The 24,915-nt window shown below is 43.7% G+C and carries 27 protein-coding genes and 1 pseudogene; 4 read left to right on the top strand and 24 right to left on the bottom strand.

The window, feature by feature from the left end; all coding sequences use genetic code 11:
* Nucleotides 1-168: 168 nt before the first annotated feature.
* Nucleotides 169-1,137: an NAD(P)/FAD-dependent oxidoreductase gene (locus tag QM870_RS02640; RefSeq protein ID WP_414368488.1), complete on the top strand. Its 969-nt coding sequence runs from the start codon at nucleotides 169-171 to the stop codon at nucleotides 1,135-1,137.
* 454 nt (nucleotides 1,138-1,591) lie between these two features.
* On the opposite strand, the gene whiA is transcribed toward QM870_RS02640, so the two are convergent.
* The 10 genes from whiA to cdaA all read right to left on the bottom strand — a co-directional run bounded on the left by whiA (nucleotide 1,592) and on the right by cdaA (nucleotide 9,734).
* Nucleotides 1,592-2,509 (bottom strand): DNA-binding protein WhiA, encoded by a 918-nt coding sequence (gene whiA / locus QM870_RS02635; protein ID WP_049474808.1) that lies wholly within the window; start codon nucleotides 2,507-2,509, stop codon nucleotides 1,592-1,594.
* Nucleotides 2,506-3,483 (bottom strand): YvcK family protein, encoded by a 978-nt coding sequence (locus tag QM870_RS02630; RefSeq protein ID WP_049523645.1) that lies wholly within the window; start codon nucleotides 3,481-3,483, stop codon nucleotides 2,506-2,508. Before QM870_RS02630 ends, whiA begins: the two co-directional genes overlap by 4 nt.
* Nucleotides 3,480-4,370, bottom strand: a complete 891-nt coding sequence (gene rapZ / locus QM870_RS02625; RefSeq protein ID WP_009732574.1) for an RNase adapter RapZ — start codon at nucleotides 4,368-4,370, stop codon at nucleotides 3,480-3,482. The genes QM870_RS02630 and rapZ overlap by 4 nt, the downstream gene beginning before the upstream one ends.
* A 77-nt stretch (nucleotides 4,371-4,447) precedes the next feature.
* Nucleotides 4,448-4,831: a RidA family protein gene (locus tag QM870_RS02620; RefSeq protein WP_003006514.1), complete on the bottom strand. Its 384-nt coding sequence runs from the start codon at nucleotides 4,829-4,831 to the stop codon at nucleotides 4,448-4,450.
* Nucleotides 4,832-4,849: 18 nt separating this feature from the next.
* The gene (locus QM870_RS02615) at nucleotides 4,850-5,014 is read right to left on the bottom strand and encodes a hypothetical protein (protein ID WP_003006512.1); all 165 of its coding nucleotides are present in this window, start codon (nucleotides 5,012-5,014) and stop codon (nucleotides 4,850-4,852) included.
* Nucleotides 5,015-5,065: 51 nt separating this feature from the next.
* On the bottom strand, nucleotides 5,066-6,379 hold the full coding sequence (gene obgE / locus QM870_RS02610) for a GTPase ObgE (protein WP_023917726.1): 1,314 nt from the start codon (nucleotides 6,377-6,379) through the stop codon (nucleotides 5,066-5,068).
* A 33-nt stretch (nucleotides 6,380-6,412) separates the two neighbouring features.
* Entirely contained in the window at nucleotides 6,413-6,544 is a 132-nt protein-coding gene (locus QM870_RS02605; RefSeq protein ID WP_003011566.1) for a DUF4044 domain-containing protein, read from the bottom strand.
* A gap of 223 nt (nucleotides 6,545-6,767) precedes the next feature.
* A complete protein-coding gene (gene glmM, locus QM870_RS02600; RefSeq protein ID WP_023917722.1) occupies nucleotides 6,768-8,117 on the bottom strand; it encodes a phosphoglucosamine mutase in 1,350 nt (449 codons plus the stop codon).
* Between the two features lie 22 nt (nucleotides 8,118-8,139).
* Nucleotides 8,140-8,889: a CdaR family protein gene (locus QM870_RS02595; RefSeq protein WP_118397085.1), complete on the bottom strand. Its 750-nt coding sequence runs from the start codon at nucleotides 8,887-8,889 to the stop codon at nucleotides 8,140-8,142.
* The gene (gene cdaA, locus QM870_RS02590) at nucleotides 8,886-9,734 is read right to left on the bottom strand and encodes a diadenylate cyclase CdaA (RefSeq protein ID WP_414368486.1); all 849 of its coding nucleotides are present in this window, start codon (nucleotides 9,732-9,734) and stop codon (nucleotides 8,886-8,888) included. Before cdaA ends, QM870_RS02595 begins: the two co-directional genes overlap by 4 nt.
* A gap of 103 nt (nucleotides 9,735-9,837) precedes the next feature.
* On the opposite strand from cdaA, the gene murT reads away from it, so the two are divergent.
* The 3 genes from murT to QM870_RS02575 are packed head-to-tail and all read left to right on the top strand — an operon-like array spanning nucleotide 9,838 to nucleotide 12,264.
* The gene (gene murT, locus QM870_RS02585; protein WP_414368485.1) at nucleotides 9,838-11,181 is read left to right on the top strand and encodes a lipid II isoglutaminyl synthase subunit MurT; all 1,344 of its coding nucleotides are present in this window, start codon (nucleotides 9,838-9,840) and stop codon (nucleotides 11,179-11,181) included.
* Nucleotides 11,181-11,969, top strand: coding sequence for a lipid II isoglutaminyl synthase subunit GatD (gene gatD / locus QM870_RS02580; protein ID WP_368404009.1), 789 nt, complete (start codon nucleotides 11,181-11,183; stop codon nucleotides 11,967-11,969). Before murT ends, gatD begins: the two co-directional genes overlap by 1 nt.
* A 10-nt stretch (nucleotides 11,970-11,979) precedes the next feature.
* The gene (locus QM870_RS02575; protein WP_024056107.1) at nucleotides 11,980-12,264 is read left to right on the top strand and encodes a lipopolysaccharide assembly protein LapA domain-containing protein; all 285 of its coding nucleotides are present in this window, start codon (nucleotides 11,980-11,982) and stop codon (nucleotides 12,262-12,264) included.
* A gap of 33 nt (nucleotides 12,265-12,297) precedes the next feature.
* Here QM870_RS02575 and QM870_RS02570 read toward each other — a convergent pair whose 3' ends face one another.
* The 14 genes and pseudogenes from QM870_RS02570 to atpA all read right to left on the bottom strand — a co-directional run bounded on the left by QM870_RS02570 (nucleotide 12,298) and on the right by atpA (nucleotide 24,910).
* The gene (locus QM870_RS02570; protein WP_414368483.1) at nucleotides 12,298-13,476 is read right to left on the bottom strand and encodes an MFS transporter; all 1,179 of its coding nucleotides are present in this window, start codon (nucleotides 13,474-13,476) and stop codon (nucleotides 12,298-12,300) included.
* 33 nt (nucleotides 13,477-13,509) lie between these two features.
* Nucleotides 13,510-14,418 (bottom strand): XRE/MutR family transcriptional regulator, encoded by a 909-nt coding sequence (locus QM870_RS02565; RefSeq protein WP_414368481.1) that lies wholly within the window; start codon nucleotides 14,416-14,418, stop codon nucleotides 13,510-13,512.
* A 4-nt stretch (nucleotides 14,419-14,422) separates the two neighbouring features.
* Nucleotides 14,423-14,779, bottom strand: a complete 357-nt coding sequence (locus QM870_RS02560) for a hypothetical protein (protein WP_041826267.1) — start codon at nucleotides 14,777-14,779, stop codon at nucleotides 14,423-14,425.
* Nucleotides 14,780-14,812: 33 nt separating this feature from the next.
* Nucleotides 14,813-14,911, bottom strand: a pseudogene (locus tag QM870_RS02555) (ATP-binding cassette domain-containing protein); the annotation flags it as partial.
* A gap of 76 nt (nucleotides 14,912-14,987) precedes the next feature.
* Complete coding sequence (locus QM870_RS02550; protein ID WP_195915431.1) at nucleotides 14,988-16,895, bottom strand: ABC-F family ATP-binding cassette domain-containing protein; 1,908 nt, start codon at nucleotides 16,893-16,895, stop codon at nucleotides 14,988-14,990.
* Between the two features lie 104 nt (nucleotides 16,896-16,999).
* The gene (locus QM870_RS02545) at nucleotides 17,000-17,722 is read right to left on the bottom strand and encodes a M57 family metalloprotease (RefSeq protein WP_223325364.1); all 723 of its coding nucleotides are present in this window, start codon (nucleotides 17,720-17,722) and stop codon (nucleotides 17,000-17,002) included.
* Between the two features lie 81 nt (nucleotides 17,723-17,803).
* On the bottom strand, nucleotides 17,804-18,643 hold the full coding sequence (locus tag QM870_RS02540) for a DNA/RNA non-specific endonuclease (RefSeq protein ID WP_414368478.1): 840 nt from the start codon (nucleotides 18,641-18,643) through the stop codon (nucleotides 17,804-17,806).
* 83 nt (nucleotides 18,644-18,726) lie between these two features.
* Entirely contained in the window at nucleotides 18,727-18,915 is a 189-nt protein-coding gene (locus QM870_RS02535) for a DNA-directed RNA polymerase subunit beta (RefSeq protein ID WP_003006464.1), read from the bottom strand.
* A complete protein-coding gene (gene murA, locus QM870_RS02530) occupies nucleotides 18,905-20,188 on the bottom strand; it encodes a UDP-N-acetylglucosamine 1-carboxyvinyltransferase (protein WP_049474821.1) in 1,284 nt (427 codons plus the stop codon). The genes QM870_RS02535 and murA overlap by 11 nt, the downstream gene beginning before the upstream one ends.
* Before the next feature lie 66 nt (nucleotides 20,189-20,254).
* On the bottom strand, nucleotides 20,255-20,485 hold the full coding sequence (locus QM870_RS02525) for a DUF1146 family protein (RefSeq protein ID WP_003006458.1): 231 nt from the start codon (nucleotides 20,483-20,485) through the stop codon (nucleotides 20,255-20,257).
* Nucleotides 20,486-20,582: 97 nt separating this feature from the next.
* Nucleotides 20,583-21,002 (bottom strand): F0F1 ATP synthase subunit epsilon, encoded by a 420-nt coding sequence (locus tag QM870_RS02520; protein WP_003002471.1) that lies wholly within the window; start codon nucleotides 21,000-21,002, stop codon nucleotides 20,583-20,585.
* A gap of 13 nt (nucleotides 21,003-21,015) precedes the next feature.
* Entirely contained in the window at nucleotides 21,016-22,422 is a 1,407-nt protein-coding gene (atpD, locus tag QM870_RS02515; RefSeq protein ID WP_003006453.1) for a F0F1 ATP synthase subunit beta, read from the bottom strand.
* Between the two features lie 85 nt (nucleotides 22,423-22,507).
* Entirely contained in the window at nucleotides 22,508-23,389 is an 882-nt protein-coding gene (locus QM870_RS02510) for a F0F1 ATP synthase subunit gamma (protein WP_004219777.1), read from the bottom strand.
* Nucleotides 23,390-23,404: 15 nt separating this feature from the next.
* The gene (atpA, locus tag QM870_RS02505; RefSeq protein ID WP_414368475.1) at nucleotides 23,405-24,910 is read right to left on the bottom strand and encodes a F0F1 ATP synthase subunit alpha; all 1,506 of its coding nucleotides are present in this window, start codon (nucleotides 24,908-24,910) and stop codon (nucleotides 23,405-23,407) included.
* Between the last annotated feature and the right edge of the window lie 5 nt (nucleotides 24,911-24,915).

Raw genomic sequence — 24,915 nt, 5'->3', positions numbered from 1 at the left:
CCTTCAAGCCTAAAATCTTAATCATTTTATCACACTTTAAGGACGCTGTCAAGATCTTTTAAAACTTTTCTAGCCTTCCTAGCCTTCATGCCATTTCTTTTTTCCGACTTTTTCATTCTTTCTATTTTATGATACAATGGAAACATAGAAAACCCTGAAGGAGATACCATGTCAGAAATTTATGATATTACGATTGTTGGGGGCGGACCAGTTGGTCTGTTTGCTGCTTTTTATGGCAATATGCGCCAAGTTAAAGTCAAACTGATTGATTCCTTACCTCAACTTGGAGGACAACCAGCCATTCTCTATCCAGAAAAAAGTATCCTCGATGTACCCGGATTTACCAATTTAACAGGTGAAGAATTGAGCAACCGCTTGATCGAGCAAGTCAAACGATTCGATACACCGATCTTCCTCAATGAAACTGTAGAGGATATCCGAAAAGAAGGCGATCTCTTCACTATCACTACTTCTCGTCAGGTACATCAGTCTAAAGCCGTCATCATTGCCATGGGTGGCGGTGCCTTTAAACCACGTGCTCTTGATATCGAGGGGGCTGAAGACTTCGATAATGTCCACTACCATGTTTCAAACATCCAGCAATATGAAGGACAGCAAGTGACCGTCCTTGGTGGTGGGGACTCTGCTGTGGACTGGGCTCTTGCTTTTGACAAGATTGCTCCAACTACAATCATTCACCGTCGGGACAACTTCCGTGCCTTGGAACATAGCGTTGAAGAACTCAAACAATCTTCTGTCAGCATCAAAACACCATTTGTTCCTAGCCGCTTGATTGGCGAAAATGGTCATGCCACTCATCTTGAAATCACAAAAGTTAAATCCGATGAAACCGAACTTATCCCGATTGATCACTTATTTGTCAACTATGGCTTTAAATCTTCTATCGGAAACTTGAAAGAATGGGGTGTAGAATTGCAACGCCATAAAATCAAGGTGAACCAAAAACAAGAAACCAGCCTTCCTGGAATTTATGCCTGTGGAGACTGCTGCTTCTACGAAGGAAAGATTGATCTCATCGCTACAGGTCTTGGGGAAGCTCCAACAGCCGTAAACAATGCCATCAACTACATCTATCCAGATAAGAAAGTCCAACCAACGCACTCAACTAGTTTATAATAAAAAAGGCCTTTGGCCTTTTTTAAATTGAAGTCAAACTATTTTAAGTTAATCGATTCTGCAAAGAAGTAAAAATGAGTTCCTATTTTTAGTATGAATCAAGAAAATACAAAAACTTTCCGCTGTGAGAAAAGTGCCTGAAACAATACGTTTCAGGCACTCGGAAGTTTTGAGAGTAAAACAGTTTGGGAAACTATTTTAGCCTGAGCCCAGAAATTAAAGAGCGAAGGGGCTCAATACGAATTGAACACGGGCTGCGGCTTGTGTCAAAAAGATAAGTTTTCCTAGAACCTAAGGATTCTGCGTCAAACTTCCTATTTTGACTTGATCCGCAGACGCCCTTAGTATCTTGATTTAGTCATGGAACTTCTATGAAGTTCGCTGACGTCCGTACTCACCTAAGGAAAGTTTTTAAAAAGACTTTAACCTCATTATGAAAGGCCTTTGGCCTTTTTTATTTGTCTAGATCGTCTGCGATCTTATTGATCTTACGCAAGCGGTGGTTAACGCCGCTTTTTGAAATAGGTTGTTGCAAGCTATCTGCGATTTGCTGGATGGAATAATCTGGATGGTTCATCCGGATATAGGCAACTTCTTGCAAGTCACTTGGTAAACTACCTAGGCCGACCGTATCCACAATTTTACTAATATTATTAATGGTTTTCATACTGGCTGTGACTGTGCGCTGGATATTGGCCATTTCGGCATTATTGGCCCGATTGAGGTCATTGCGCGTCTCTCTCATGACCTTGATAGACTCAAATTCCTGCATGGCTTGCATGGCCTCTACTACAATGAGAAAATCAATAATATCTTCCGCTCGTTGCAGATAGGTTACCACTCCTTTTTTCCGCTCGATGGTTTTCGCATCTAGTAAAAATCCTTGCATGAGAAGGGCAATTCCTTCCGCGTGGTCTGTATAAACAGAATGAATTTCCAGCTGGTACTTCCCTTTTTCAGGATCTTTTATCGAACCACTCGACAGAAAAGCTCCCCGAAGATAAGCACGGCTAGCTGCTTCATCTTCTAAAACACTAGCATCAATGCCTGTCTCAATCCCAAAAAAGGCATCTGCCAAATGCAAGTCAGCTAAAATCTCTTCTACCTTTTCATCCAAGAATACTGTGTAGACACGATTCTTTTTCAAATTGGTTTTTTGATGGTGGCGAATATCTGATTTGGCCTCATAAAAATGATGCAATAATTCATAGATATGGCGAGCGATCTTGGCATTTTCTGTCGTTACCGATAGCGTCAAGCCGCCCATTGATATGCCGAGGCTCCCAGACATCTTGATAATAGCAGCTAATTCACTCTTTTCAAATCGCTTGAGAGACAATAATTCTTCTTTGACACGAACCGTAAAACTCATTTTCTCACCTGCACGATCTGCATCAGCTCTTCGACCACTTTTTCACCATCATGAAAAGCTCCCCCGTTGACCAGCTTTAAGAAATCGGAAGAAATCACTTGAGGCACTTGCGATCGCAAGCCCTTAAAATCGTGCTCTACCTGGACCAAGTATTCATCAAATTTATTGCTGTTCATATAAGCTGCGGGAACCTGATTGATATTGACAAGGACGGTGTCGATGAACTTTTCTCCCAAATGTTTATGGAGCACGGCAACGTGGTCACTATCTGTGAAATGCTCGGTTTCTCCTCTTTGGGTCATGATATTACAAACATAGGCTACTTGGGCCTTGGTTTCAAGGATGGCTTTCCCAATCTCATCGATCATCAAATTAGGAAGAATCGAGGTAAAGAGCGAACCAGGACCCAAGACGACCATGTCACTTTCAAGAATAGCTTCCACCACTTTCTTACTAGCCTTTGGACGCTCTTGATCAAAGGTATTGGTCACATAAACATGATCAATCATGCCAGTGTAGTTGGCAATGTGGCTTTCTCCTACTATTTCTTTTCCATCTTGAAAAACGGCATGAAGGGTCAAGGGACTATCACTGGACGGATAGATCTTGCCGGTTGTATGAAAGAACTTGGTCAACAACTGCATGGCATTATAGGTCGAGCCTTGCATCTCTGAAATCCCTGCAATAATCAAGTTTCCCAAAGGGTGCCCAGCCAAAGGGCCATCATCGTCAGCAAAGCGGTATTGAAAGACCTTCTCATAAAAACGAGGCATATCTGACATGGCAACCAGCACATTTCGAAGATCTCCAGGTGGTGTCAATTTTTGGATGTTCTTCCGCAATTCACCTGAACTCCCGCCATCATCTGCAACGGTTACAATAGCAGTAATATCGACCGGTTTCTTTCTCAGACTATCGAGAATAACAGAAATCCCTGTTCCTCCTCCAATAACGGTTACTTTAGGTTTTCTCATGAGCGATTCACCGTTTCTTTCCGTCTGTCCTTGTCTCTATGACTGCAATTGACCTGCCAATTTTTTTCTAAATCATGCGCTAAGCGCTCTGCAAAGGCTACTGAACGGTGTTGCCCACCGGTACAGCCCATAGCGATGGTGAGAACGGACTTACCCTCCCGTTTATAAGACGGTAAAATAGGAACGATCAAGTCATGGAGATGACGGTAAAAGTCCTCTGATTCAGGGTGATCCATGACGTAATCATAGACTGCTGGATCTTGACCGGTTAAATTCCGTAACTCCAATTTGTAGTAGGGATTTGGAAGGAAACGCACGTCAAAGACAAGGTCAGCATCGATCGGAAGGCCATATTTAAACCCAAATGACATGACTTCAACCCGAAAATCTGGCTGATTGTCTTGACTGGCAAATTGCTCTGCAATCGTTTTTCTCAGATTACGAGGCGTCAACTCAGTCGTATCCACAACATTTTGACTGATATTTTTTAATGGCGATAAAAGTTCGCGCTCTAGGGTAATCCCATCTAAGACACGGCCATCTGCCGCTAATGGATGGCTACGACGGGTTTCCTTGTATCGTGCTACCAACTCACTGTCAGTGGCATCCAAGAACAAGACCTTGAAATCGAGGTCTTCTTGGTTGTCCAATTCATCCAAAATGGTGCGAATTTCATTGAAAAAAGAACGGCTCCGCATATCCACAACAACGGCTAATTTATTGTTATCGGGACTGTGGCGCATGAGCTCAATAAATTTCAGCAAGAGCGCCGGTGGCATATTATCGATGGTAAAGTAACCCAAATCCTCAAACGATTGGATGGCGACGGTCTTACCCGCACCGCTCATCCCTGTTACCATGACCAGTTGAATCTTACTTTCTGTCATTTTCTCCTCCCATAAATAAAACAGAGTGGCCTACAGTTTCCTGCTCTCCACTCTGTCTTTTTGTCTTTGAATGGTTATTAGGCTTTGATTTCCGCAATAACTTCAATTTCAACCTTCACATCACGTGGCAGGCGTGCTACTTCAACAGCAGATCGAGCTGGAAACTCTGTAGTAAAGACTGTTTTATAGACCTCATTAAAAGGTACAAAGTCATTCATATCACTTAAGAAACAAGTGGTTTTCACCACGTGGTCAAAGTCTGTTCCAGCCTCTTCCAAAATAGCCCCAATGTTCTTTAAGACTTGCTCTGTTTGTTCTTGGATGGTTTCTCCAATGATTTCACCTGTTTCAGGTGACAAGGGAACTTGTCCACTTGCAAAGAGAAGATTCCCTACGATTTTCCCTTGAACATAAGGTCCAATTGCTGCGGGTGCTTTGTCTGTATGAATTGTTTTTGCCATAGTATTCTCCAAGTCTATTTACTTCTGCTGGTTTTCTTTTGCTAATTTTTCCCTTTGTAAGCGCAATTTTCGCTTAGGATTTAGCGTATTAAAGAGTTCTTCTAGTTTTTCAGCATTCCAAACATCGGCTGCTGAAACAAAATTTCCATTTTCATCTCGAAAAGATATTGGTTTATCTCCCACTGAAAAAGCCTCACTTCTTATTTGGAATCCTTGATCCTCTGGGGATCTATCTTAATCTACAAACTCAAATTCAAATTTACCGATCCGGACGATATCGCCATCTTTTGCCCCACGCGCACGGAGAGCTTCATCAACACCCATGCCACGCAATTGACGAGCAAATTTCATGACCGCTTCATCACGATCGAAATTCGTCATATTAAAGAGTTTTTCAAGTTTTTCACCAGACAAGACCCAAGCGGCATCGTCATCCCGACTGATGTCAAAGGCTGGCTGGTCTTCATCAAAGCCATAGTAGACTTCTTCTTGGGCCATTTCGTCTTCTGAATACAAGAGGAATTCTGGCGTTTTGTCTAACAATTCTGCCGTTGCTTCTAACAAGTTGTCCAAACCTTGATGCGCCAAACTAGAGATCGGAAAGATCTGTGGCAGTTCATCAAACTCATCATAATTGGCCGCCAATTTCTTCTTGAATTCTTTCAAGTTTTCTTGGCTCTCCGGCATATCCATCTTATTTGCCACGATAATCTGAGGACGTTCCATCAAACGAAGATTATAAGTTTCAAGCTCTTTATTGATTTGAACATAATCTTCGTAAGGGTCGCGTCCTTCACTGGCTGACATATCGATGACATGCAAGATAACCCGGGTGCGCTCGATGTGACGAAGGAACTGGGTTCCGAGTCCAACACCTTGGCTAGCTCCTTCAATCAATCCAGGAAGGTCTGCGACTGCAAAGGATTCACCTGACGGCGTCCGAACCATGCCCAAGTTTGGAACGATGGTTGTGAAATGATAAGCTCCAATCTTTGGTTTGGCTGAAGTGATGACACTAAGAAGGGTTGATTTCCCTACTGATGGGAAGCCAACCAAACCAACATCTGCCAAAACCTTAAGTTCTAACTCTAATTCGCGTTCCTGACCCGGTTCCCCATTCTCAGAAATCTCTGGGGCTGGATTCTTAGGAGTAGCAAAACGAATATTTCCACGTCCTCCACGGCCACCGTGTGCGACAATGTACTCTTGTCCATTTTCAACTAGGTCTGTAATGACCTTGCCAGTCTCAGCATCTCGGACGGTCGTCCCTTGAGGGACTCGTACATAGAGATCTTCTGCTCCCCGTCCGTGCATCCCTTTGGTCATTCCTTTTTCCCCATTTTGGGCTTTGAAATGCCGGTTATAACGGAAATCCATCAAGGTACGCAAGCCTTCGTCTACTACGAAGATGACATTGCCACCACGACCTCCATCACCACCCCAAGGTCCGCCATTAGGGACATATTTTTCGCGACGAAAAGCCACCATGCCATCGCCACCATTACCAGCCTTGACCTTAATCTTGGCTGTATCTAAAAACATACTCATAAATAGATGATTTCCTTTATTTCTGCGTGCATCTTAATAAGAAAGAGCACCAATTGCTGTTGCAAAGATTGCACCAACGGTGACAATCAACATGATCACAATAACCACCATCGTGATCATTTCAAATGGTGTTTTTTTACGTTTTCCGTTATCTCCAAAAGCCACTTCTAATACCTCGATTACTATAAATTCATTAGCCCTATTTTACCACGAAATAGGGGATTTTTCAAATCGAGCCTACACAAAAAGACCAGACAGATGTCTGATCTCTTTTTCTCTTTAGGTGTGTCTTTCTCAGAGCGAAAGATAGGAACGCTCATGGGCAGGATCGGTAAGACTGGTCCCTAACTTTTGAACACACAAAGCTCACACCTAGACACATTCATTTTTAAAGTCCGATTTCTGCTTGAACAACTGCAGCAATGGTATCCACATAGTAGTCCACTTCTTCATGGGTTGGTGCTTCTGCCATCACACGAAGGAGGGGTTCCGTTCCACTTGGGCGCACGAGGATGCGACCATTTCCTGCCATTTCCGCCTCCATTTTTTCAATGATTTCACGAATGGCAGGCACTTCCATCGCCTTGTCTTTCATGCTATTTTCAACCCGGATATTGACGAGTTTTTGTGGATAAATGGTTACTTCAGCAGCCAATTCAGATAATTTCTTGCCAGTTTCTTGCATGATTTTAGTCAATTGAACTCCTGTTAATTGACCATCACCAGTTGTGTTGTAATCCATGATGACGACGTGACCGGATTGTTCACCACCAAGGTTGTATCCTGATTTGCGCATTTCTTCGACTACATAACGGTCTCCAACAGCTGTGATTTCTTTTTGAATTCCCTTCGCATCTAATGCCTTGTGGAAGCCGAGATTGGACATGACGGTTGTGACGATCGTATTTTTTTCGAGCAAGCCCTTGCTTGAAAGATAAGAACCGATGATGTACATGATCTTATCTCCATCTACGATCTCTCCATTTTCATCAACAGCAATCAAGCGATCGCTGTCTCCGTCAAAGGCAAGACCAATCGCTGCGCCTACTTCTTTTACTTTCTCTTGCAAATGCTCTGGGTGAGTAGAACCAACCCCATCATTGATGTTCAAACCATCTGGGTTTTCACCGATGACGGTCAATTGAGCTCCCAAATCTGCAAAGATTTGACGCGCACTAGTAGAGGCTGCACCATTTGCTGTATCTAAGACTACGTGCATGCCTTCGAGTTGGACACCTGTCGATACAAGGAATTCTTGATACTTACGCAAGCCTTCCGGATATTCCATGACCGTTCCTAAACCTTGCGCACTTGGACGTGGAAGCGTATCTTCAGCCGCATCAAGCAAGGCCTCAATTTCAAGTTCGCGATCGTCATCCAATTTGAAACCATCACCACCAAAGAATTTGATGCCATTGTCCAAGGCTGGATTGTGGCTAGCAGAAATCATCACTCCGGCGCTGGCTTTTTCCGTACGAACTAGATAAGCGACACCTGGTGTTGCAATCACACCCAACTTGTAGACACGAATCCCAACAGATAAGAGGCCAGCAATTAAGGCATGCTCTAACATTTCACCAGAAATACGCGTATCACGTCCAACAAATACCAAGGGCGTTTCTTCTTCGTGTTGGCTCAAGACATAGCCACCGAAACGGCCTAGTTTAAAAGCCAATTCTGGCGTTAATTCTACATTTGCTTCTCCACGGACACCGTCCGTCCCAAAATATTTACCCATTCTTAATTACCTTTTTTACTTTCTAATTACTTGAACTGGAGGAGGTCGACGACGAGCTGCTTGAGCTTGACGTAGACGAGCTACTCTTTGTGGTCACTTGAATCCGTGTTTCACTCGGCTTGACCAAACCTGGTAGAACATTTCCTTGGGCATCTACTGCATTTAAGGAAATAGTTCCGCTATAATTTCCACTAATGATCTCACTGGATGGGAAGACCGCTTGGACATGATCAATGCGACTCAAGGTTTCTTGATCGCTGGTCACTTCTACCTTGGTGGTTTCAAGAGTAATATCCGATACCGTTATTCCATCCACAATTTGATTGTCCGGGATCGTGGCCCTGACCGCAAACGATTTTTTCGCTTTCTTCCCGATTTTTACAGAAACTTTTTGAGGCTCTACGGTTGCGGTCAAACCAGCCGGAAGATCTTCCACAATCAACGGCACTTCAACGGTACCTTCCTTGGCCTTACGAAGATCCGCTACCACGCGAAACTTCCGAGTTCCCGGCTGCATTTCGCTTGCTAGAGCGACCCGGTTTGAACCCTTTAGAAAGACCGTTACCTCTGATGTTAACCCACTGACAAAGTATGTCTTGTCATTGTACTTGGCATCAATTGGAATATTGGTCAAGGTATTGGTGTAGGTCTCTGAGCTCACTTGTCTAGCGCTACTATTATTTTGAAAATTAAAGGATGACGCATTGATAAACAAGATAAAGGACAATAAAACGGAGGCGAAAACATAAAGAAATTCTTTTTTCGATCTCATTTTGTTACCCTCCCAAATAGACGCTCTTTCCAACTAATCGTTTTATTCTCTTCAGGAACCAAGAAGGCTCTCAATTCTGCCTCGAACTCTTCTAAAGTTAAATCGTGTCGGAAAGTTCCATTATAGGTCACAGAGATCCCGCCCGTTTCTTCTGATACCACAAAGGTAAAGGCATCCGAAACTTCAGACAAACCAATAGCCGCGCGGTGACGCGTTCCGAACTCTTTTGAAATTCCAGTATTTTCGGTCAAGGGCAGGTAGGCACAAGAAACAGCGATTTTATCATTGCGAACAATGACGGCTCCATCGTGTAAGGGAGTATTAGGAATGAAGATATTAATCAGCAATTCTCCTGAAATTTCCGCATCTAGTGGAATCCCTGTTGAAATGTATTCCTGAAGGGTTCTGGCCCCTTGAATAGCTACCAAGGCACCAATCTTACGTGGGCTCATATAAGCCACTGCCTTAACATAGGCCTGTACCATCTTCTCTTCCTGACTGACTTCACTTGTCGTAAAGAATTCTGTCGCTCGACCCAGACGCTCTAAACCAATCCGAATCTCAGGGGAGAAAATCACAACCAGGGCGATAACCCCATAAGTAATCACTTGATTGATCAGCCATGAAATAGTCGTGAGCCCTAAGAAATTGGCTAAAAACTGCACCAAGAAAAAGATAATAACTCCACGAACCAAAATCATGATCTTAGTCCCTACGATGGCCTTGATCAAAAAATACAACAACCAAGCCACCAGAGCAATATCAATGATATTGATAATAATACTCCACCAATTCGGGAACAAACTGGTCCAAAATTGTGGATTTGTAAACTGTTGAATATTCATATTCTCATACCTACCACTTCTCTAAAAGACATCACCTTATTATAACATGTTTCAACAGATTTTTCTGTAACCTTCTGATGCTTTTTATGATAAAATATGATTTATGAAGATAAATACAACCTTGGGCCTTCTGGCAGGAAAGCTTTCCGGCTCTATTCTAAAAAAAATGGGGCGGGGATCAACCCTACCAGGTAAAGTAGCCCTCAAATTTGATAAAGATATACTCAGTCAACTGGCAAAAAACTATGAGATTGTTGTGATTACAGGGACAAATGGGAAAACCCTAACCACTGCGCTAACCGTAGGTATTCTCCAAGAAGCTTTTGGACCTATTTTAACCAATCCAAGTGGGGCCAATATGATCTCTGGGATTACAACGACCTTCTTACGGGCTAAGCATTCGAAATCAAATCGACCGATTGCGGTACTTGAAATTGACGAGGCTAGCCTCTCTCGGATTTGTGATTATATTAAGCCCAGCCTGTTTGTGGTCACCAATATTTTCCGGGACCAGATGGACCGCTATGGAGAGATCTATACAACTTACCAGATGATTTTGGATGCCATTCATAAGGTCCCAACTGCCACGGTTCTGTTAAATGGAGATAGTCCTCTCTTTAATAGTCAGACCTTATCCAATCAAATCCAGTATTATGGATTTGATACAGACAAATCAGAGCCACAACTAGCCCATTACAATACGGAAGGAATCCTCTGCCCGCATTGCCACAACATTCTCAAGTACAAGCTCAATACCTATGCTAACCTTGGCGACTATGTTTGTGAACACTGTGGGTTCCACCGGCCCCCTCTGACTTATGCCGTGTCCGACTTACTGTCTTTAACCCATCGCTCTTCCCAATTCCGGATTCAAGGCCAAGACTACCACATCAATATCGGCGGTCTCTACAACATCTATAATGCCTTAGCAGCTGTTTCCGTTGCTGGATTCTTTGGGGTTCAACCTGAAGTGATTAAGCAAGGATTTGATCGCAGTCGCGCTGTCTTTGGTCGCCAGGAAACCTTTAAGATTGGGGATAAGGAATGTACCTTGGTTTTGATTAAGAATCCAGTTGGTGCGACCCAAGCTATTGAAATGATCAAACTAGCTCCTTATTCCTTTAGCTTATCAGTCCTCCTCAATGCGAATTATGCGGATGGGATCGACACCAGCTGGATTTGGGATGCGGACTTTGAGCAAATCACCCAGATGGATATTCCAGAAATCAATGCTGGTGGGGTGCGCCACTCTGAGATTGCTCGGCGACTTCGGGTCACTGGCTATCCGGCTGAAAAGATCACAGAAATGGCTGAATTAAAAGAGGTCTTCCAACGCATCCAGCAACAGGAAACCCCTCACGCCTATATCTTAGCCACTTATACGGCCATGCTTGAATTCCGTGAACTCTTGGCCCAAGAACACCTGATTGAAAAGGAGATGCACTAATGACTTATACTTCTCTAGAATCTTCTGATCAGGCACAGTATCCATACAGCCTGCGCATTGCCCATCTCTACGGCAACTTAATGAATACCTACGGAGACAATGGAAATATCCTCATGCTCAAGTACGTTGCTGAAAAACTTGGAGCCCATGTCACAGTGGATATCGTCTCTCTCAAAGACCGGTTCGACCCTGATGCCTATGATATCGCCTTTTTCGGTGGCGGCCAAGACTACGAACAGACCATTGTATCAGAAGATCTACCAGATAAAAAAGAAGATCTTGAACGCTTCATTCATGACGATGGTGTGGTCCTTGCTATCTGTGGTGGCTTTCAGCTTCTGGGTCAGTACTACATTGAAGCTTCTGGCAAACGTATTGAGGGACTTGGTATTATGGGCCACTATACGCTCAACCAAGTCAACAACCGCTATATCGGTGATATCAAAATCCATAACGCAGAATTTAACGAAACCTATTATGGTTTTGAGAACCACCAAGGTCGGACCTTCCTGGCTGAGGATGAAAAACCGCTAGGTAAGGTCGTCTACGGAAATGGGAACAACAAAGAAGATGGTTGCGAAGGGGTTCATTACAAGAACGTCTTTGGGAGCTACTTCCACGGTCCTATCTTGTCCCGAAATGCCAATTTGGCCTATCGCTTGGTGAGCACTGCCTTAAAAAATAAATATGGCACGGACCTTTCCCTACCGGCTTATGAGGAGATTCTAAGCCTAGAGCAGCCGGAAGAATACGCTGATGTGAAAAGCAAGGCACCGACTGAACAATAAGGAGATAATGATGAACAAAAATAATCTACACTACATTGCTTTATTACTTTTAATTTTATTGATTGCTGGTATTTCCCTTGCAAACATGCAATCAGTCACTGTGAATTTCCTCTTGGTCCAATTTAAATTGCCCTTGATCATTCTGATCTTGCTCTGTGTCCTCTTGGGTGCATTTGTCATGACCTTGGTTAATTTTTCAAAGGGCTTCTCCCTAAAAAAAGAACTCAAGAGCACTCAAAAGCAACTGGAGGAAGAAAAGAAAGAAGTTAAAATAGAAGAAAAAAATAACAACTAAAAAAGCACCATTCGGTGCTTTTTTCATGTTGTTCTAATGATTTTTTGCTTGTAGGTGCTTGGCGACTACTTGAGCTAAGAGTGAAAAGAGAATGACACCAGCTCCGATCAGGAGAAAGGATTCTACTCGGACGCTTGGTAACCAGGTCATCAAGCCTTTAGCCACAGGCATAAAGAGAATGGCCAAGGTAAAAATGGTGCTTAAGACCCTGCCCAGGTAGTCTCCTTCCACCTTGGTTTGCACTTGGGTAAAAAAGTGAATATTAAAAATCGTCATAAAGAGTTCACAGACCAAATTTCCAGAATAGGAAAGAAGGTGAGGAAGAGGCAAGCCCATCATGAACACTCCCACTCCTGTTAAAATCAATAAGAAGAGAAGCATCTCCATGCTTGACTTAAATTTATTAGCAATCAAGGCTCCGATGATGGAACCGATAGCCCCCAAGGTTAAGATGGTCGCATAAGCCCCCTTGACCCCGTAAAGTCGATTGGAAAAGGGAAGTAAAAATTCAAAGGCTGCAAAAAAGAAATTGACGCTGGAAGCCACCAAGAGGAGGAAGAAAATCTCTTTCTGATGCCAGATATAGTGCAGTCCATCCTTGATATCCGAAAAAATATCTTTTCCTGTGAACCGTTTCTTTTCTTGAACTTTGGCTTCTTCTTTCGGAAGGAATGCCACTAGGACAAAGGCGATGAAAAAGGTCAGCGCATCCAGTAAGAGGGTCACATGGAGACTGGCAAATTGTAAAACAAGGAAAGAGAGCACAGGAGAGCTAACACCCACCACTTGTAAGACCAACTCCAAGCGAGCATTATAGGTCACAATCTCTTCTTTCTCTACAACTTCTGTGATAATAGCTTTGTTGGCCGTACGAGAAAATGCAAAGGCAATGGCCTGGACAATATTGGCAAAAATCAGGGCCGCAATCATCAAGCTATCATTCGTAATAAAAGAAATGCCCAAACAAAGGAGACCACAAACCAAGTCGGTTGTCATCAAAATCTTGCGACGGGAAAAACGGTCTGAGATCACGCCTCCAAATGGATTGACTAGAATGGAGGTGACAAGTTCAGAAATCTGATAAATCCCTAATACCGTCTTTCCTACCGTCCCCATCGAGGCCAGCCAGACACTATTCCCGTAATCATAGAGCATATTTCCCATTCGATTGATCGCTCCACGAGCAATCAACTGGATAGCATGTCGATTCATAAAAAACCTCCTTCATTTTCTGAAACTATTGTATCAGTTCATGAAAGAGGTTTTCATTTTGTCCCCTATTTGGGAAAAATAATGATTTACAATTTTATCAAAGTGTTCTTGATAATAGGCTACCTGCTCTGGCAGTCCCAGTACATCAAAGATATGCATGGCTTCCTGCATTTGCTTCTGCCCTTCTTCTTTTCTGCCCTTCTGATACAGAGCAAATCCCTTGAGATAATGAAAGATATTGCGTTCGTAGAGCTTGATGCTCTTCCCGATAATCTTTTCTACATAGGCTTCAAAATAGCTGGCATTTTCAAAATAACGGTGTTCTAAACAATGCTGGTAACAATTCAGGGCTAGAATTAAGACCAGTTTTCGATGGCGACCAATTTCTTTGTAGAAATCCTCGCGCTCCATCACTTCTCTCCCAAGGCGAGAAACATAGTCCACCTCATAAAAGCTATAGAGATTGCCAAAGAGGATCAATTCATACATGGTCCACTCTTCCGTTTGAAAGAGGTAATCCGCCACCTTATCCAGATCACGTTGCTTCATCGTGTAGCTGGCATCTCTCTGGCAAATCAGGCCTTGTAGCAGGATCCAGTTCAGCTCAAAATAGAGGGGATTGGTCGAACCTTTAGCCTTTTCAAGTTCCTCTTCTTGAAGCTTCTGAAAACCTGCAATATCATTTGAGTAGTAAAGCGGAATAATCTGAGCCATCAAAGCGACATGCTCATGGTGTTGAAAATTTCTGGCCTTATCCATAAAATTCTCTATCGTCACATGGATATTGTCCAAAATGTCAAAGAAGCGCGAAGCAGCCAGATCTGACTCCCCCAATTCAAAACGGGATAATTGGGAGGTCGAGCAAGCTTCTCCTGCAGCTTCTTTCAATGAATAATTTTTACTAATTCGAAATTCACGAAAAACTTTGCCTAAATCTTCCATTTGATTACCACTTAAATTCCTTTAAGTGCCTTTCTAACTCTTGCAAGTACCCTTCGTAGAATCCTTGATCTTCTTTCACGGAAACATCTAATTGTCTTAGGTAGGAAATCAGCCAATCAACCAATAGATCATACTGATGAAGAGGTAGGCGTTTCATCTGCTCTTCAACAAAAGAAATGGCCTCTGCAAAGCGCTGCTCTTCTAGAACTTGCTGAAGATAGTGAGCCCCGTTGATGAGTCTCCCTTCCTCATCCTCATACTGCCCCAAATCTAAATTCTGAATCTGTAGGCGCAAAGTTGTACCAATCATGTCGGCTACACCTTTAACCTGCTTCATAAACCAATCATTTTCAGTCGCCATAATGTTCTCCTTATACAAATTAGAAAACTATACTTACTGCGCTAGTTCTTCCCATTCTAGCATGGCTTCTTCTTGGGCGACAGTCAGCTGGTCGATTTGCTACTGGCTCTCCATGAGTTCGCCGGGTTCATTGATGGCCTGCAGCTTCTTTCAACGAATAATTCTTACTGATTCGAAATTCACGAAAAACTTTTCCAAGATCTTCCATCTATTCCACCTGCTCTGACAGTTCTGCCCACTCTTCCATGACCGCTTCCTGCTGGACAGTTAGTTGATCCAGCTCGCTCTGGAGTTGAACCAAGTCAGCTGCATCGTTGGTGCTATGCATGGTTTCAGTGATGTCTTGGATTTTTTGATCCAGCTCTTCCATCTCTGCTTCCAATTGCTCAATGCGACGGGTGATTTTACGGAGTTCCTTCTGGTTTTGTTTCTGCAAGTGATAATCATTGCTGGTGACTTCTTCGGTCGAAGAAACAGGCACAGCCTCTGCTTGTGCTGCAGCAAGGGCCTCTAACTCTGCTTTCTTCTCCAGATAATAGTCGTAGTCTCCTAGATAAAGAGTTGAGCCTTCTTCTGAGAGTTCCAAAACTTGTGTGGCTACCCGATTGATAAAGTAACGGTCGTGGCTGACAAAGAGCAAGGTGCCGTCAAAATCAATTAAGGCATTCTCCAGCACTTCCTTGCTATCGATGTCCAAGTGGTTGGTTGGCTCATCGAGAATCAAGAAATTGTTATTTTCCATAGACAGCTTGGCTAGAAGTAAGCGGGCACGCTCTCCACCCGACAGCATGCCGACGGTTTTCTTGACATCATCCCCAGAGAAAAGAAAGGCTCCCAGGCGATTGCGAATTTCCACTTCTGGCGTCAGTTTAAAGTCATTCCAGAGCTCATCCAAGACACTGTTGTGAGGCGTCAGTTTACTTTGGGTCTGATCATAGTAGCCCACCTCGACATTGGCCCCAAAACGAGCTTCACCCTTGATAAAAGGAATCTGTCCGACAATAGACTTGATTAAGGTCGATTTCCCGATCCCATTTGGTCCCACAATAGCGACCGCATTCATCTTGCGGATGTCCAGATTAATAGGCTCTGACAGGATTTGATCGTCATAGCCGACGGTTGCCTCTTCTACTGTTAAGACGACATTTCCCGAGGTCTTATCGGAATGGAAGGTCATATGGGCAGACTTGGTCCCAGCTTCAGGCTTGTCTAGACGCTCCATTTTTTCCAACTGCTTGCGTCGAGACTGGGCTCGCTTGGTAGTCGACGCCCTCACCAAATTACGATTAACAAAGTCTTCGAGAGCAGCTATTTCTTTTTGTTGCTTCTCGTAGTTCTTGGCTTCGGTCAGCAATTTTTGTTCTTTTTGCTCGACAAAGCTGGAGTAATTGCCGACATAGCGGTCCAAGGAATGCTTGGTCAAGTCCAGTGTAATGGTGGCGACCTTGTCTAGGAAATACCGGTCGTGGCTGACAATGAGAAGAGCTCCGCTATAATTAACCAAGTAATTTTCCAACCAGGCGATGGTCTCAATATCCAAGTGGTTGGTTGGCTCATCCAACACCAAGAGATTTGGCTTTTCCAAGAGCATCTTGGCCAGAGCGAGACGGGTATTTTGCCCACCAGACAGCTCTTCAATCTTCATCTGCCACATGGACTCATCGAACTTGAAGCCGTTAAGAATAGCGCGGATATCTGCCTCATAGGTAAAGCCACCAGCTTGACGGAATTCTTCCGATAAACGGTCATAATCCTGCATGAGCTTTTCTAAGTCAGCCCCAGTTTTTTCCCCCATCTCAAGCTCCATCTGCCGCAAAGTTTTCTCCGTTTTACGGAGGTCGTCAAAGACATGAAGCATCTCATCGTAGATGGTATTGGACGACTCAAAGCGGCTATCCTGGGCCAGATAGGAGAGAGAAAGATCCCGCTTTTTATTGATTTCTCCTGAAGTTGGTTCTTCTTCTCCCACCAAGATTTTCAAGAGCGTAGACTTGCCTGCTCCGTTCTTTCCGACCAGGGCAATCCGGTCCCGTTCATCCACCTGCAGGCTAATATGATCAAAAAGAACCTCCCCTGCAAAAGAGCGTTCAATTTTGTTGGCTTGTAAAATAATCATGTCCCTATTTTACTATCTTTTTACGGATTAAACAAGAAAAGACGAGCCATCAAAAAAATCCTGAGCCCCTTGAGGCTCAGAACTTTTAGAAAGTATTTTAAAACTTATTCTTCCTTATACAATTGTCGAACTGCTTCCACATCTGTATCCTGAATACTGTAGAAGGAACCAGCCGGTTGCATGACCGATTCTCCATCAGTGTGGTCCAGCCCTATCGCATGGCCTAGCTCATGCTCAGCTGTATTGACAATCCGATCATAACTATAGTTATAGACATAATTTAAAAGATAATGGCGATTGAGACGCACTGTGATGTGGGTGAAGCGGTTGGTTAAGAGGTTAGTCTGAGAGGCAGTCTCTCCAGCAGCAGAAACCGATGCGTTATCCATTTCCGTCAAGACCACATTAGCTTCTTTTTCATTTGTAACCAGCTTGAAGGTAAAGGCGCCTGTTTGGTTCCAAGCCTCAATAGCATCCCGATAAGCTTTTATAAAGGTTTGATTGATATTGGGATCCAAATAGACCGTGGCTTCCGCTTTTTCCCAGCGAGCGCCACTATGCTCATGATTGTCCGTCTGCGTGGTCTGTGAGCTAGGTGTCATCCCAAAGCGCGATGCAAAGCCCTGATCACCAAATAAATTGCCGACTTGATAGACAACCTTTTGGGCAGCTCGTCCAAATCCATCCATACCAGAACTAGGAGAATCTGTGAAATAGATGATCCCCACTAGGACGAGAAAACTGATGGCAATGGTCCAGAAAAATCCCCAAAAAAGACTCCAAGCCATGCGAAGGATTCCTCTGAAAAATCGAAAAATGGTTCTCATACATTCTCCTTTCTCTTAAAGAAGGTATGCCATTGTAACACTCCATTCTTAAAAAAAACTTAAATAGCCATGCTTTCTGGCTTATTGATGAACGGTTACTTTTCCTGTCTGGTAATCCAGGCTAATCCCACTTTGAACATTGGGAACAAAGACATTGAACTCAAGGCTCCCATCACTCGATTTGGCTTCGATATGAGAACCTAACGGAATCAAATCTTCTGGTTGGTTGTAGATCAAGGTTACTCGATAGCGGATCCTCTTGTTCTTATCCAGTGCTTTTCGAACCAGGGTCTCGTAGTAGTTTTGACCGGTAGAATGAGGGTCATTGGCTTGATTGGACCAAGCCGTTTGTACAGCGATATTTTTGGGATTGCTCGTCGAAGCATCGAAACCTTTGAGATTGCCGATCAAGGCGTAGCCCAATAGGTGGCCCCGATCCACAGCATGGTCATACTCACCGGACAGATTGTGGACCTGGTGCCAACCTGCTGGTTTCCAATCGGTTAGACCACTTCCTGTTGCCTCCCGATCTCTGTACTGGCGAGTCGCTTTGGTCATGATGGCATTGGCAACCGTAGGCACAGTCTTTCCATTGACTTCTTTTGTCTTGTTATCCGCATAGGGTTGACTAGCCACACTGGCATCCAGATCTGTTCGATTTCCCTTAACTACAAAGGCTCCAGCACCATTCCATTCCAAGTCATTTCCTAATTGTGAACGAGCAGATTTCGTTAGTACAGAGCTAGCTAACTCTTTACTAGGTGTTTCTTGTTGGCTACTAGTCACCACCGAAACAACCTGATCTGTCGCTTCTTTTACCGTCGGTTGATTGAAATAATAGCCCCCAATAGCTAGGGCCGTTGCCACCACAAAACCTGCTAGGGTTTGTTTGGTTCGTTTGCTTACTGTTTGTTTTGCCATACATCTCTCCAAAAAAGAGCAGCGCTAGATGGGTCACTGACTCGATTCGCTGCTCTCCTTTTTACTCAATTTTAGTTAAAAGCTTATTTGCCTGTTAGTTTTCCAATGATCTCTGACCAAGTGTCCGGAGAGAGAATGGACCATGGATTTTTTCCATCTCCAATCACTCCATAACCAATGACCAAACCAACTGCAAAAATGATGATTCCAATCACAGCCAACAGGAGGACAATTCCTAGCTGTTTTCCAACATAGCGAAGATTAGTTTTCATCGTCTTCTTCCTCTACACGTTTCACGTCTGCACCTAGTGCCACTAATTTCTCATGGAATTGATAATAACCACGATCTAAGTGACTTAATTTGCTGACTTTCGTCTCTCCTTCTGCTACCAAGCCCATCAAGACCAAGGTTGCACTTGCTCGTAAATCTGTCGACATGACCTCTGCACCTTGGAAGCTTTCCCCTCCAACGATACGAGCTGTATCCCGCATAATATCCGAGTGAACGCCCATCCGACGCATTTCTTCCAAATGCTGGAAGCGATTCTCAAAGACCGTTTCAATCATGGTAGACTCACCTTTAGCCATGGCCATCAAGGCTGTGAATTGAGCCTGCATATCGGTTGGGAATCCTGGGTAGGGAAGAGTTTTAACGGTCACTGGACGGAGCTTACTGATATCCGACTGAATCCGAATGCCATTTTCTTCTTCGGTTACCGTTACACCCATCTCCTGCATCTTAGATAGAAGCGGACGGTTGTGTTCCCAAATGGCATCTTCGATCAAGACATCTCCACCAGTCATGGCTGCCCCAATCATAAAGGTTCCGGCCTCGATGCGGTCTTGCACAACATTGTGGTTTGCCCCATGCAAGCTCTCCACACCAACAATGGTCAAGGTCTCAGTTCCTGCCCCCTTAACATTAGCCCCCATTTTATTCAGCAAGAGAGCTAGGTCAACAATTTCAGGTTCCCGAGCTGCATTTTCAATCACCGTGACTCCATCTGCCAAGGTTGCCGCCATCATAATATTTTGTGTCGCCCCTACTGATGGGAAGTCCATATAGATGTGTGCACCCTTGAGACGATCTGCTTTTGCTTCAATATAGCCGGCTGTTTGGGTAATTTCAGCCCCCATAGCTTCCAGACCTTTCAGGTGGAGGTCAATCGGACGACTACCGATCGTACAGCCTCCAGGCATGGAAACTTTGGCATGGCCATTGCGTGCCAAGACAGGACCTAGGACAACGATAGAAGCCCGCATCTTGCTCACATACTTATAAGGTGCTTCCTCTGATAATTTTGCTTGCGCATCTACGACAACCGTATTGTCTTCTTCATTGAAGGTTACTTGTGCATTCAACCCACGAACAACATTGTTCATTGTAAAGACATCTGATAAAACAGGTACATTTTTCAAGGTTGTCACGCCCTCGCTTGCTAGAACTGTTGCAGCAAGAAGAGGAAGGACAGCATTTTTTGCTCCTTCGATTTTGACGGTTCCAACCAGTCGATTATGACCACCATTAACGATTATTTTTTCCATACGGGATTGTTCTCCAATTTCTTAAAGTCACGCTTTCTATCATACCATATTTTTTATAAAATGTGGCTAGAATTGGCCAATAAAAATCTGCCGACTCATCTCATAGACACTGATAAAAAATGAGCTTGCTAGATAGCCTATTCCAACGCTGATCATCAAGATCAAAAAACGGATTTTAACTGCATTTTCAGCACTTACTTTTAAAAACTTTTCCCATTGAACCAAGTTCATCAATAGGTAATAGGCAAAAAAGATAAACAATAGATGGCTTGAAAGATTAAAAATCATTTGAATCATACAGCTATTATACCATATTTGGTCCGTACTTTCTTCTTTTGATTCTCTCCCAACAAAAATAAGGTGAGGACAAAACCTCCACCTTATTTTGAATATCTTATAAACGATTTCCGACATTAATCCGGTTAATGGCGCGTTGAAGAGCAATTTTAGCACGACGTTCCATATCAACCGAATGCTGATCTTTGGCTTCTTCAATCGCTTTTTCAGCTCGCAGTTTGGCACGTTCTGCACGACTAATGTCGATATCTCGAGCACGTTCGGCAGAATCGGCAACAATGGTAATGACATTATCAGCTACTTCGATAATCCCACCATTGACTGCAATCCAATCAATATGTTTGTCATCGTCGACACGACGAACCTTTACTTGGTCTACAGCCAAAACCGCAATGGTATTGATATGATGAGGTAAAATCCCTAATTCACCATCAATTGTCTTGACAGATACAAATGCGGCATGATGATCATAAACCAGTCCATCCGGTGTAACGATTTGGACGTTCATTTGACTCATCTTTCACCTCTTCTTAGAATCCCATTTTTTCAGCTTTGGCGATCACATCTTCGATCGATCCAACACCACGGAAGGCATCTTCAGGAAGATGGTCATATTTCCCATCCAAAATTTCTTTAAAGCCACGAACAGTTTCTCCAACTGGTACATAAGAACCAGGTTGACCTGTAAATTGTTCCGCAACGTTGAAGTTTTGTGACAAGAAGAATTGGATCCGGCGAGCACGAGCAACCAAGGTCTTTTCTTCGTCAGACAATTCATCCATCCCCAAGATAGCAATGATATCTTGCAATTCATGGTAACGTTGAAGGACGCGTTTGACTTCAGAAGCTACTGCATAGTGTTCTTCTCCTACGATTTCTGGAGAAAGGGCACGTGAGCTTGATGCCAATGGATCCACCGCAGGGTAGATCCCCAATTGTACCAATTTACGTTCCAAGTTGGTGGTTGAATCCAAGTGAGCAAAAGCGGTTGCTGGCGCTGGGTCTGTATAGTCATCGGCTGGCACATAGATGGCTTGGATCGATGTAACAGAACCTTTCTTCGTTGACGTAATCCGTTCTTGCAATTGACCCATTTCAGTTGCCAAAGTAGGTTGGTAACCAACGGCTGATGGCATCCGTCCCAAAAGGGCTGATACTTCAGATCCGGCTTGAGTGAAACGGAAGATATTGTCGATAAACAAGAGAACGTCCTGACCTTCGACATCACGGAAGTATTCCGCAATGGTCAAACCAGTCAAAGCAACACGCATCCGTGCTCCAGGTGGCTCATTCATTTGTCCAAAGACCATGGCTGTTTTTTCAATAACGCCAGATTCTTTCATTTCCCAGTAAAGGTCATTCCCTTCACGTGTCCGTTCCCCAACACCGGTAAATACAGAAATACCACCGTGTTCTTGGGCAATATTATGGATTAATTCTTGAATCAAGACGGTCTTCCCAACTCCGGCACCACCGAAGAGTCCGACCTTCCCACCTTTCAAATAAGGGGCTAAGAGGTCAATAACCTTGATCCCTGTTTCAAGAATTTCTTCTGAAGTAGAGAGCTCGTCAAAGGATGGAGCTTTTTTGTGGATGGAGTCACGAGGAGCATCCTCAGCAAAAGGTTGATCCAAGTCAATGGTATCTCCAAGAACATTGAAGACACGTCCCAAGGTTTCTTTTCCGACAGGAACAGAGATTGGACGACCAGTGTCCAAGACTTCCATTCCACGTGTTAAACCATCAGTTGATTCCATGGCAATGGTCCGTACGACCCCATCACCAAGTTCCAAAGCTACTTCAAGAACGACTTTTGATTTTTGTTGGTCATTTTTATAGACTACAAGCGCATTATTGATCTCAGGAAGTTTATCTCCAACGGAAAAGGCAACGTCTACGACGGGACCTACGACCTGAGAAATTTTGCCTAAACTCATGTCATTCTCCTATTCTAAGTAATTTCTACTGCTCAAAAGTTCTCTTTCGAGCATCTGTTTTTGTATATAAAATTGTATCCGACAACTATTCAAGGGCGCTAGCACCAGCAACGATTTCAGTAATTTCTTGTGTAATCGCTGCTTGACGAGCACGGTTGTATTGAATCGTTAATTCATCAATGACTTTCTTGGCATTGTCTGTTGCAGTTTGCATGGCCATCATCCCCGCAGCATTTTCAGCTGTTTTAGCATCAATAATGGCACCATAGATCATGCTTTCAGCAAATTGAGGGAGCAATTGATCCAAAATGGCATCTCGACTAGATTCCAATTCTAGATTCAATACATAATCCTCATCTGCTTCATTGGGGTCCAAATCAATAATCGGAAGCATCTGTTCTACCCGCATTTGACTAGTCAAACTGTTGACGTGATGGTTGTAACAGACGTACAACTCATCAAACAAGCCTTCCTGATACATTTGGACTGTTTTCGAAATGATCGTACGAACTTCCTTAAAGCTAGGTTGATCAGGCAAACCACGCAATTCATAAACCGGCTGAATCCCACGGGCACGGAAGAAATCCGCCCCGACACTTCCAATACAGATCACTTCAAAGTCATCTCCAATTGGATGGTATTCTGCCTTCATTTCCATCATGGTTTTAAGTATGGAGGCATTGTAGCCTCCGACCAAACCACGATCGGATGTAATCACGATATAAGCTGTCTTTTTTACCGGCCGACTCACCAACATGGGATGGGACTTAGCATTTTCTGTTTCATGTCCATGGAGCAAGTCTGTTAGTAACTTACGTACCTTAGCAGCATAAACCTGAAAATCCTTGGCTGCTTGCTCCGATTTTCCGAGTTTAGCAGCAGACACCATCTGCATGGCATTGGTAATTTGACTAGTATTTTTAGTGGATGCAATTTTATTTTTTATATCATTTAATGAAACTGCCATCTTCCACTCCTATTTCTATTTGAAATTTGACTGGTTGACAAATTCTGTAAGGGCTGCATCCAGTTCTTCTTCTGCTGGAAGATCATGTGTCGAACGAATCGTCTCAAAGATTTGATTAAAATGTGCTTCAAAGTAATCAAACAACTCTTCTTGGAAACGAAGAATATCGTCTACTGGAACACTATCTAAGAAACCATGAGTCAAGGCATACAAGATCACGACTTGTTTTTCAACTGTCAATGGTTCATGAACAGGTTGTTTCAAGACTTCCACTGTCCGACGACCACGGTTCAATTTCGCTTGAGTGGCCGCATCCAAATCACTACCAAATTTCGTGAAGGCTTCCAACTCACGGTAGGAAGCGAGGTCGATACGAAGGGTACCAGCAACCTTCTTCATAGCCTTGATTTGAGCAGATCCACCAACCCGGGAAACAGAAGATCCGGCATCAATGGCTGGACGAATACCGGCATTAAACAAACTATCTTGCAAGAAGATTTGTCCGTCTGTGATCGAAATCACATTGGTTGCGATATAAGCGGAGATGTCCCCTGCTTGGGTTTCAATGATTGGAAGAGCTGTAATAGAACCCCCACCCAATTCATCCGAAACTTTCGCAGAACGTTCCAACAAACGGCTGTGGAGATAGAAGACATCCCCTGGGAAGGCTTCACGTCCTGGTGGACGACGGAGAAGAAGGGACAATTCACGGTAAGCTACGGCTTGTTTTGACAAATCATCATAGACGATCAAAACATGTTTACCGTTATACATGAACTCTTCTGCCATGGCAACCCCAGCATAAGGGGCCAAATAAAGCAATGGAGACGGTTGAGAAGCCGAAGCGGTTACCACAATCGTATAATCCATAGCTCCGTATTTACGGAGAGTTTCTACTTGCGTACGAACTGTTGATTCTTTTTGACCAATCGCCACATAGATACAGATCATGTCTTGACCCTTTTGGTTCAAAATGGTATCGATGGCAATCGAAGTTTTCCCTGTTTGACGGTCCCCGATGATCAATTCCCGTTGACCGCGTCCAATTGGAACAAGGGCATCAATGGCTTTCAAACCAGTTTGTAGGGGTTCTGAGACAGATTTCCGTTGCATAACACCAGGAGCTGGTGTTTCAACTGGACGGAATTTATCTGTCACAATCTCACCCAAACCATCTACTGGTTGGCCAAGTGGGTTGACAACCCGACCAATCAAGGCATCCCCTGCAGGGACTTCCATGATTTTACCTGTACGACGGACAGAGTCTCCTTCACGAATATCCGTGAAATCACCCAAGATGATGATCCCGACATCCGTTGTTTCTAAGTTTTGGGCCATCCCGTATGAGCCATTTTCAAAGATTAACAACTCACCACTCATGGCATTTTCAAGCCCATGAGCGCGGGCAATCCCGTCACCAATGTAGGTTACAACACCTGTCTCAGTGACGTCAAAGTTTGGCTTGAAATTTTCAATTTGTTGCTTAATTAAAGCGCTGATTTCTTGTGCGTTAATCGCCAAAATTC

The sequence above is a fragment of the Streptococcus parasanguinis genome (assembly GCF_047463195.1).
GTDB classification, from domain to species: domain Bacteria; phylum Bacillota; class Bacilli; order Lactobacillales; family Streptococcaceae; genus Streptococcus; species Streptococcus parasanguinis_R.
Note: the sequence above shows the minus strand (reverse complement) of the source record. Positions and strands in the feature narration are given on the sequence as shown.

What these genes read in the sequence shown, in the direction of transcription:
- QM870_RS02640 (WP_414368488.1), top strand. Translation starts at nt 169, where the DNA reads ATGTCAGAAATTTATGATATTACGATTGTTGGGGGCGGACCAGTTGGT.
- whiA (WP_049474808.1), bottom strand. Translation starts at nt 2,509, where the DNA reads ATGAGTTTTACGGTTCGTGTCAAAGAAGAATTATTGTCTCTCAAGCGA.
- QM870_RS02630 (WP_049523645.1), bottom strand. Translation starts at nt 3,483, where the DNA reads ATGAGAAAACCTAAAGTAACCGTTATTGGAGGAGGAACAGGGATTTCT.
- rapZ (WP_009732574.1), bottom strand. Translation starts at nt 4,370, where the DNA reads ATGACAGAAAGTAAGATTCAACTGGTCATGGTAACAGGGATGAGCGGT.
- QM870_RS02620 (WP_003006514.1), bottom strand. Translation starts at nt 4,831, where the DNA reads ATGGCAAAAACAATTCATACAGACAAAGCACCCGCAGCAATTGGACCT.
- obgE (WP_023917726.1), bottom strand. Translation starts at nt 6,379, where the DNA reads ATGAGTATGTTTTTAGATACAGCCAAGATTAAGGTCAAGGCTGGTAAT.
- glmM (WP_023917722.1), bottom strand. Translation starts at nt 8,117, where the DNA reads ATGGGTAAATATTTTGGGACGGACGGTGTCCGTGGAGAAGCAAATGTA.
- QM870_RS02595 (WP_118397085.1), bottom strand. Translation starts at nt 8,889, where the DNA reads ATGAGATCGAAAAAAGAATTTCTTTATGTTTTCGCCTCCGTTTTATTG.
- cdaA (WP_414368486.1), bottom strand. Translation starts at nt 9,734, where the DNA reads ATGAATATTCAACAGTTTACAAATCCACAATTTTGGACCAGTTTGTTC.
- murT (WP_414368485.1), top strand. Translation starts at nt 9,838, where the DNA reads ATGAAGATAAATACAACCTTGGGCCTTCTGGCAGGAAAGCTTTCCGGC.
- gatD (WP_368404009.1), top strand. Translation starts at nt 11,181, where the DNA reads ATGACTTATACTTCTCTAGAATCTTCTGATCAGGCACAGTATCCATAC.
- QM870_RS02575 (WP_024056107.1), top strand. Translation starts at nt 11,980, where the DNA reads ATGAACAAAAATAATCTACACTACATTGCTTTATTACTTTTAATTTTA.
- QM870_RS02570 (WP_414368483.1), bottom strand. Translation starts at nt 13,476, where the DNA reads ATGAATCGACATGCTATCCAGTTGATTGCTCGTGGAGCGATCAATCGA.
- QM870_RS02565 (WP_414368481.1), bottom strand. Translation starts at nt 14,418, where the DNA reads ATGGAAGATTTAGGCAAAGTTTTTCGTGAATTTCGAATTAGTAAAAAT.
- QM870_RS02560 (WP_041826267.1), bottom strand. Translation starts at nt 14,779, where the DNA reads ATGGCGACTGAAAATGATTGGTTTATGAAGCAGGTTAAAGGTGTAGCC.
- QM870_RS02550 (WP_195915431.1), bottom strand. Translation starts at nt 16,895, where the DNA reads ATGATTATTTTACAAGCCAACAAAATTGAACGCTCTTTTGCAGGGGAG.
- QM870_RS02545 (WP_223325364.1), bottom strand. Translation starts at nt 17,722, where the DNA reads ATGAGAACCATTTTTCGATTTTTCAGAGGAATCCTTCGCATGGCTTGG.
- QM870_RS02540 (WP_414368478.1), bottom strand. Translation starts at nt 18,643, where the DNA reads ATGGCAAAACAAACAGTAAGCAAACGAACCAAACAAACCCTAGCAGGT.
- QM870_RS02535 (WP_003006464.1), bottom strand. Translation starts at nt 18,915, where the DNA reads ATGAAAACTAATCTTCGCTATGTTGGAAAACAGCTAGGAATTGTCCTC.
- murA (WP_049474821.1), bottom strand. Translation starts at nt 20,188, where the DNA reads ATGGAAAAAATAATCGTTAATGGTGGTCATAATCGACTGGTTGGAACC.
- QM870_RS02525 (WP_003006458.1), bottom strand. Translation starts at nt 20,485, where the DNA reads ATGATTCAAATGATTTTTAATCTTTCAAGCCATCTATTGTTTATCTTT.
- QM870_RS02520 (WP_003002471.1), bottom strand. Translation starts at nt 21,002, where the DNA reads ATGAGTCAAATGAACGTCCAAATCGTTACACCGGATGGACTGGTTTAT.
- atpD (WP_003006453.1), bottom strand. Translation starts at nt 22,422, where the DNA reads ATGAGTTTAGGCAAAATTTCTCAGGTCGTAGGTCCCGTCGTAGACGTT.
- QM870_RS02510 (WP_004219777.1), bottom strand. Translation starts at nt 23,389, where the DNA reads ATGGCAGTTTCATTAAATGATATAAAAAATAAAATTGCATCCACTAAA.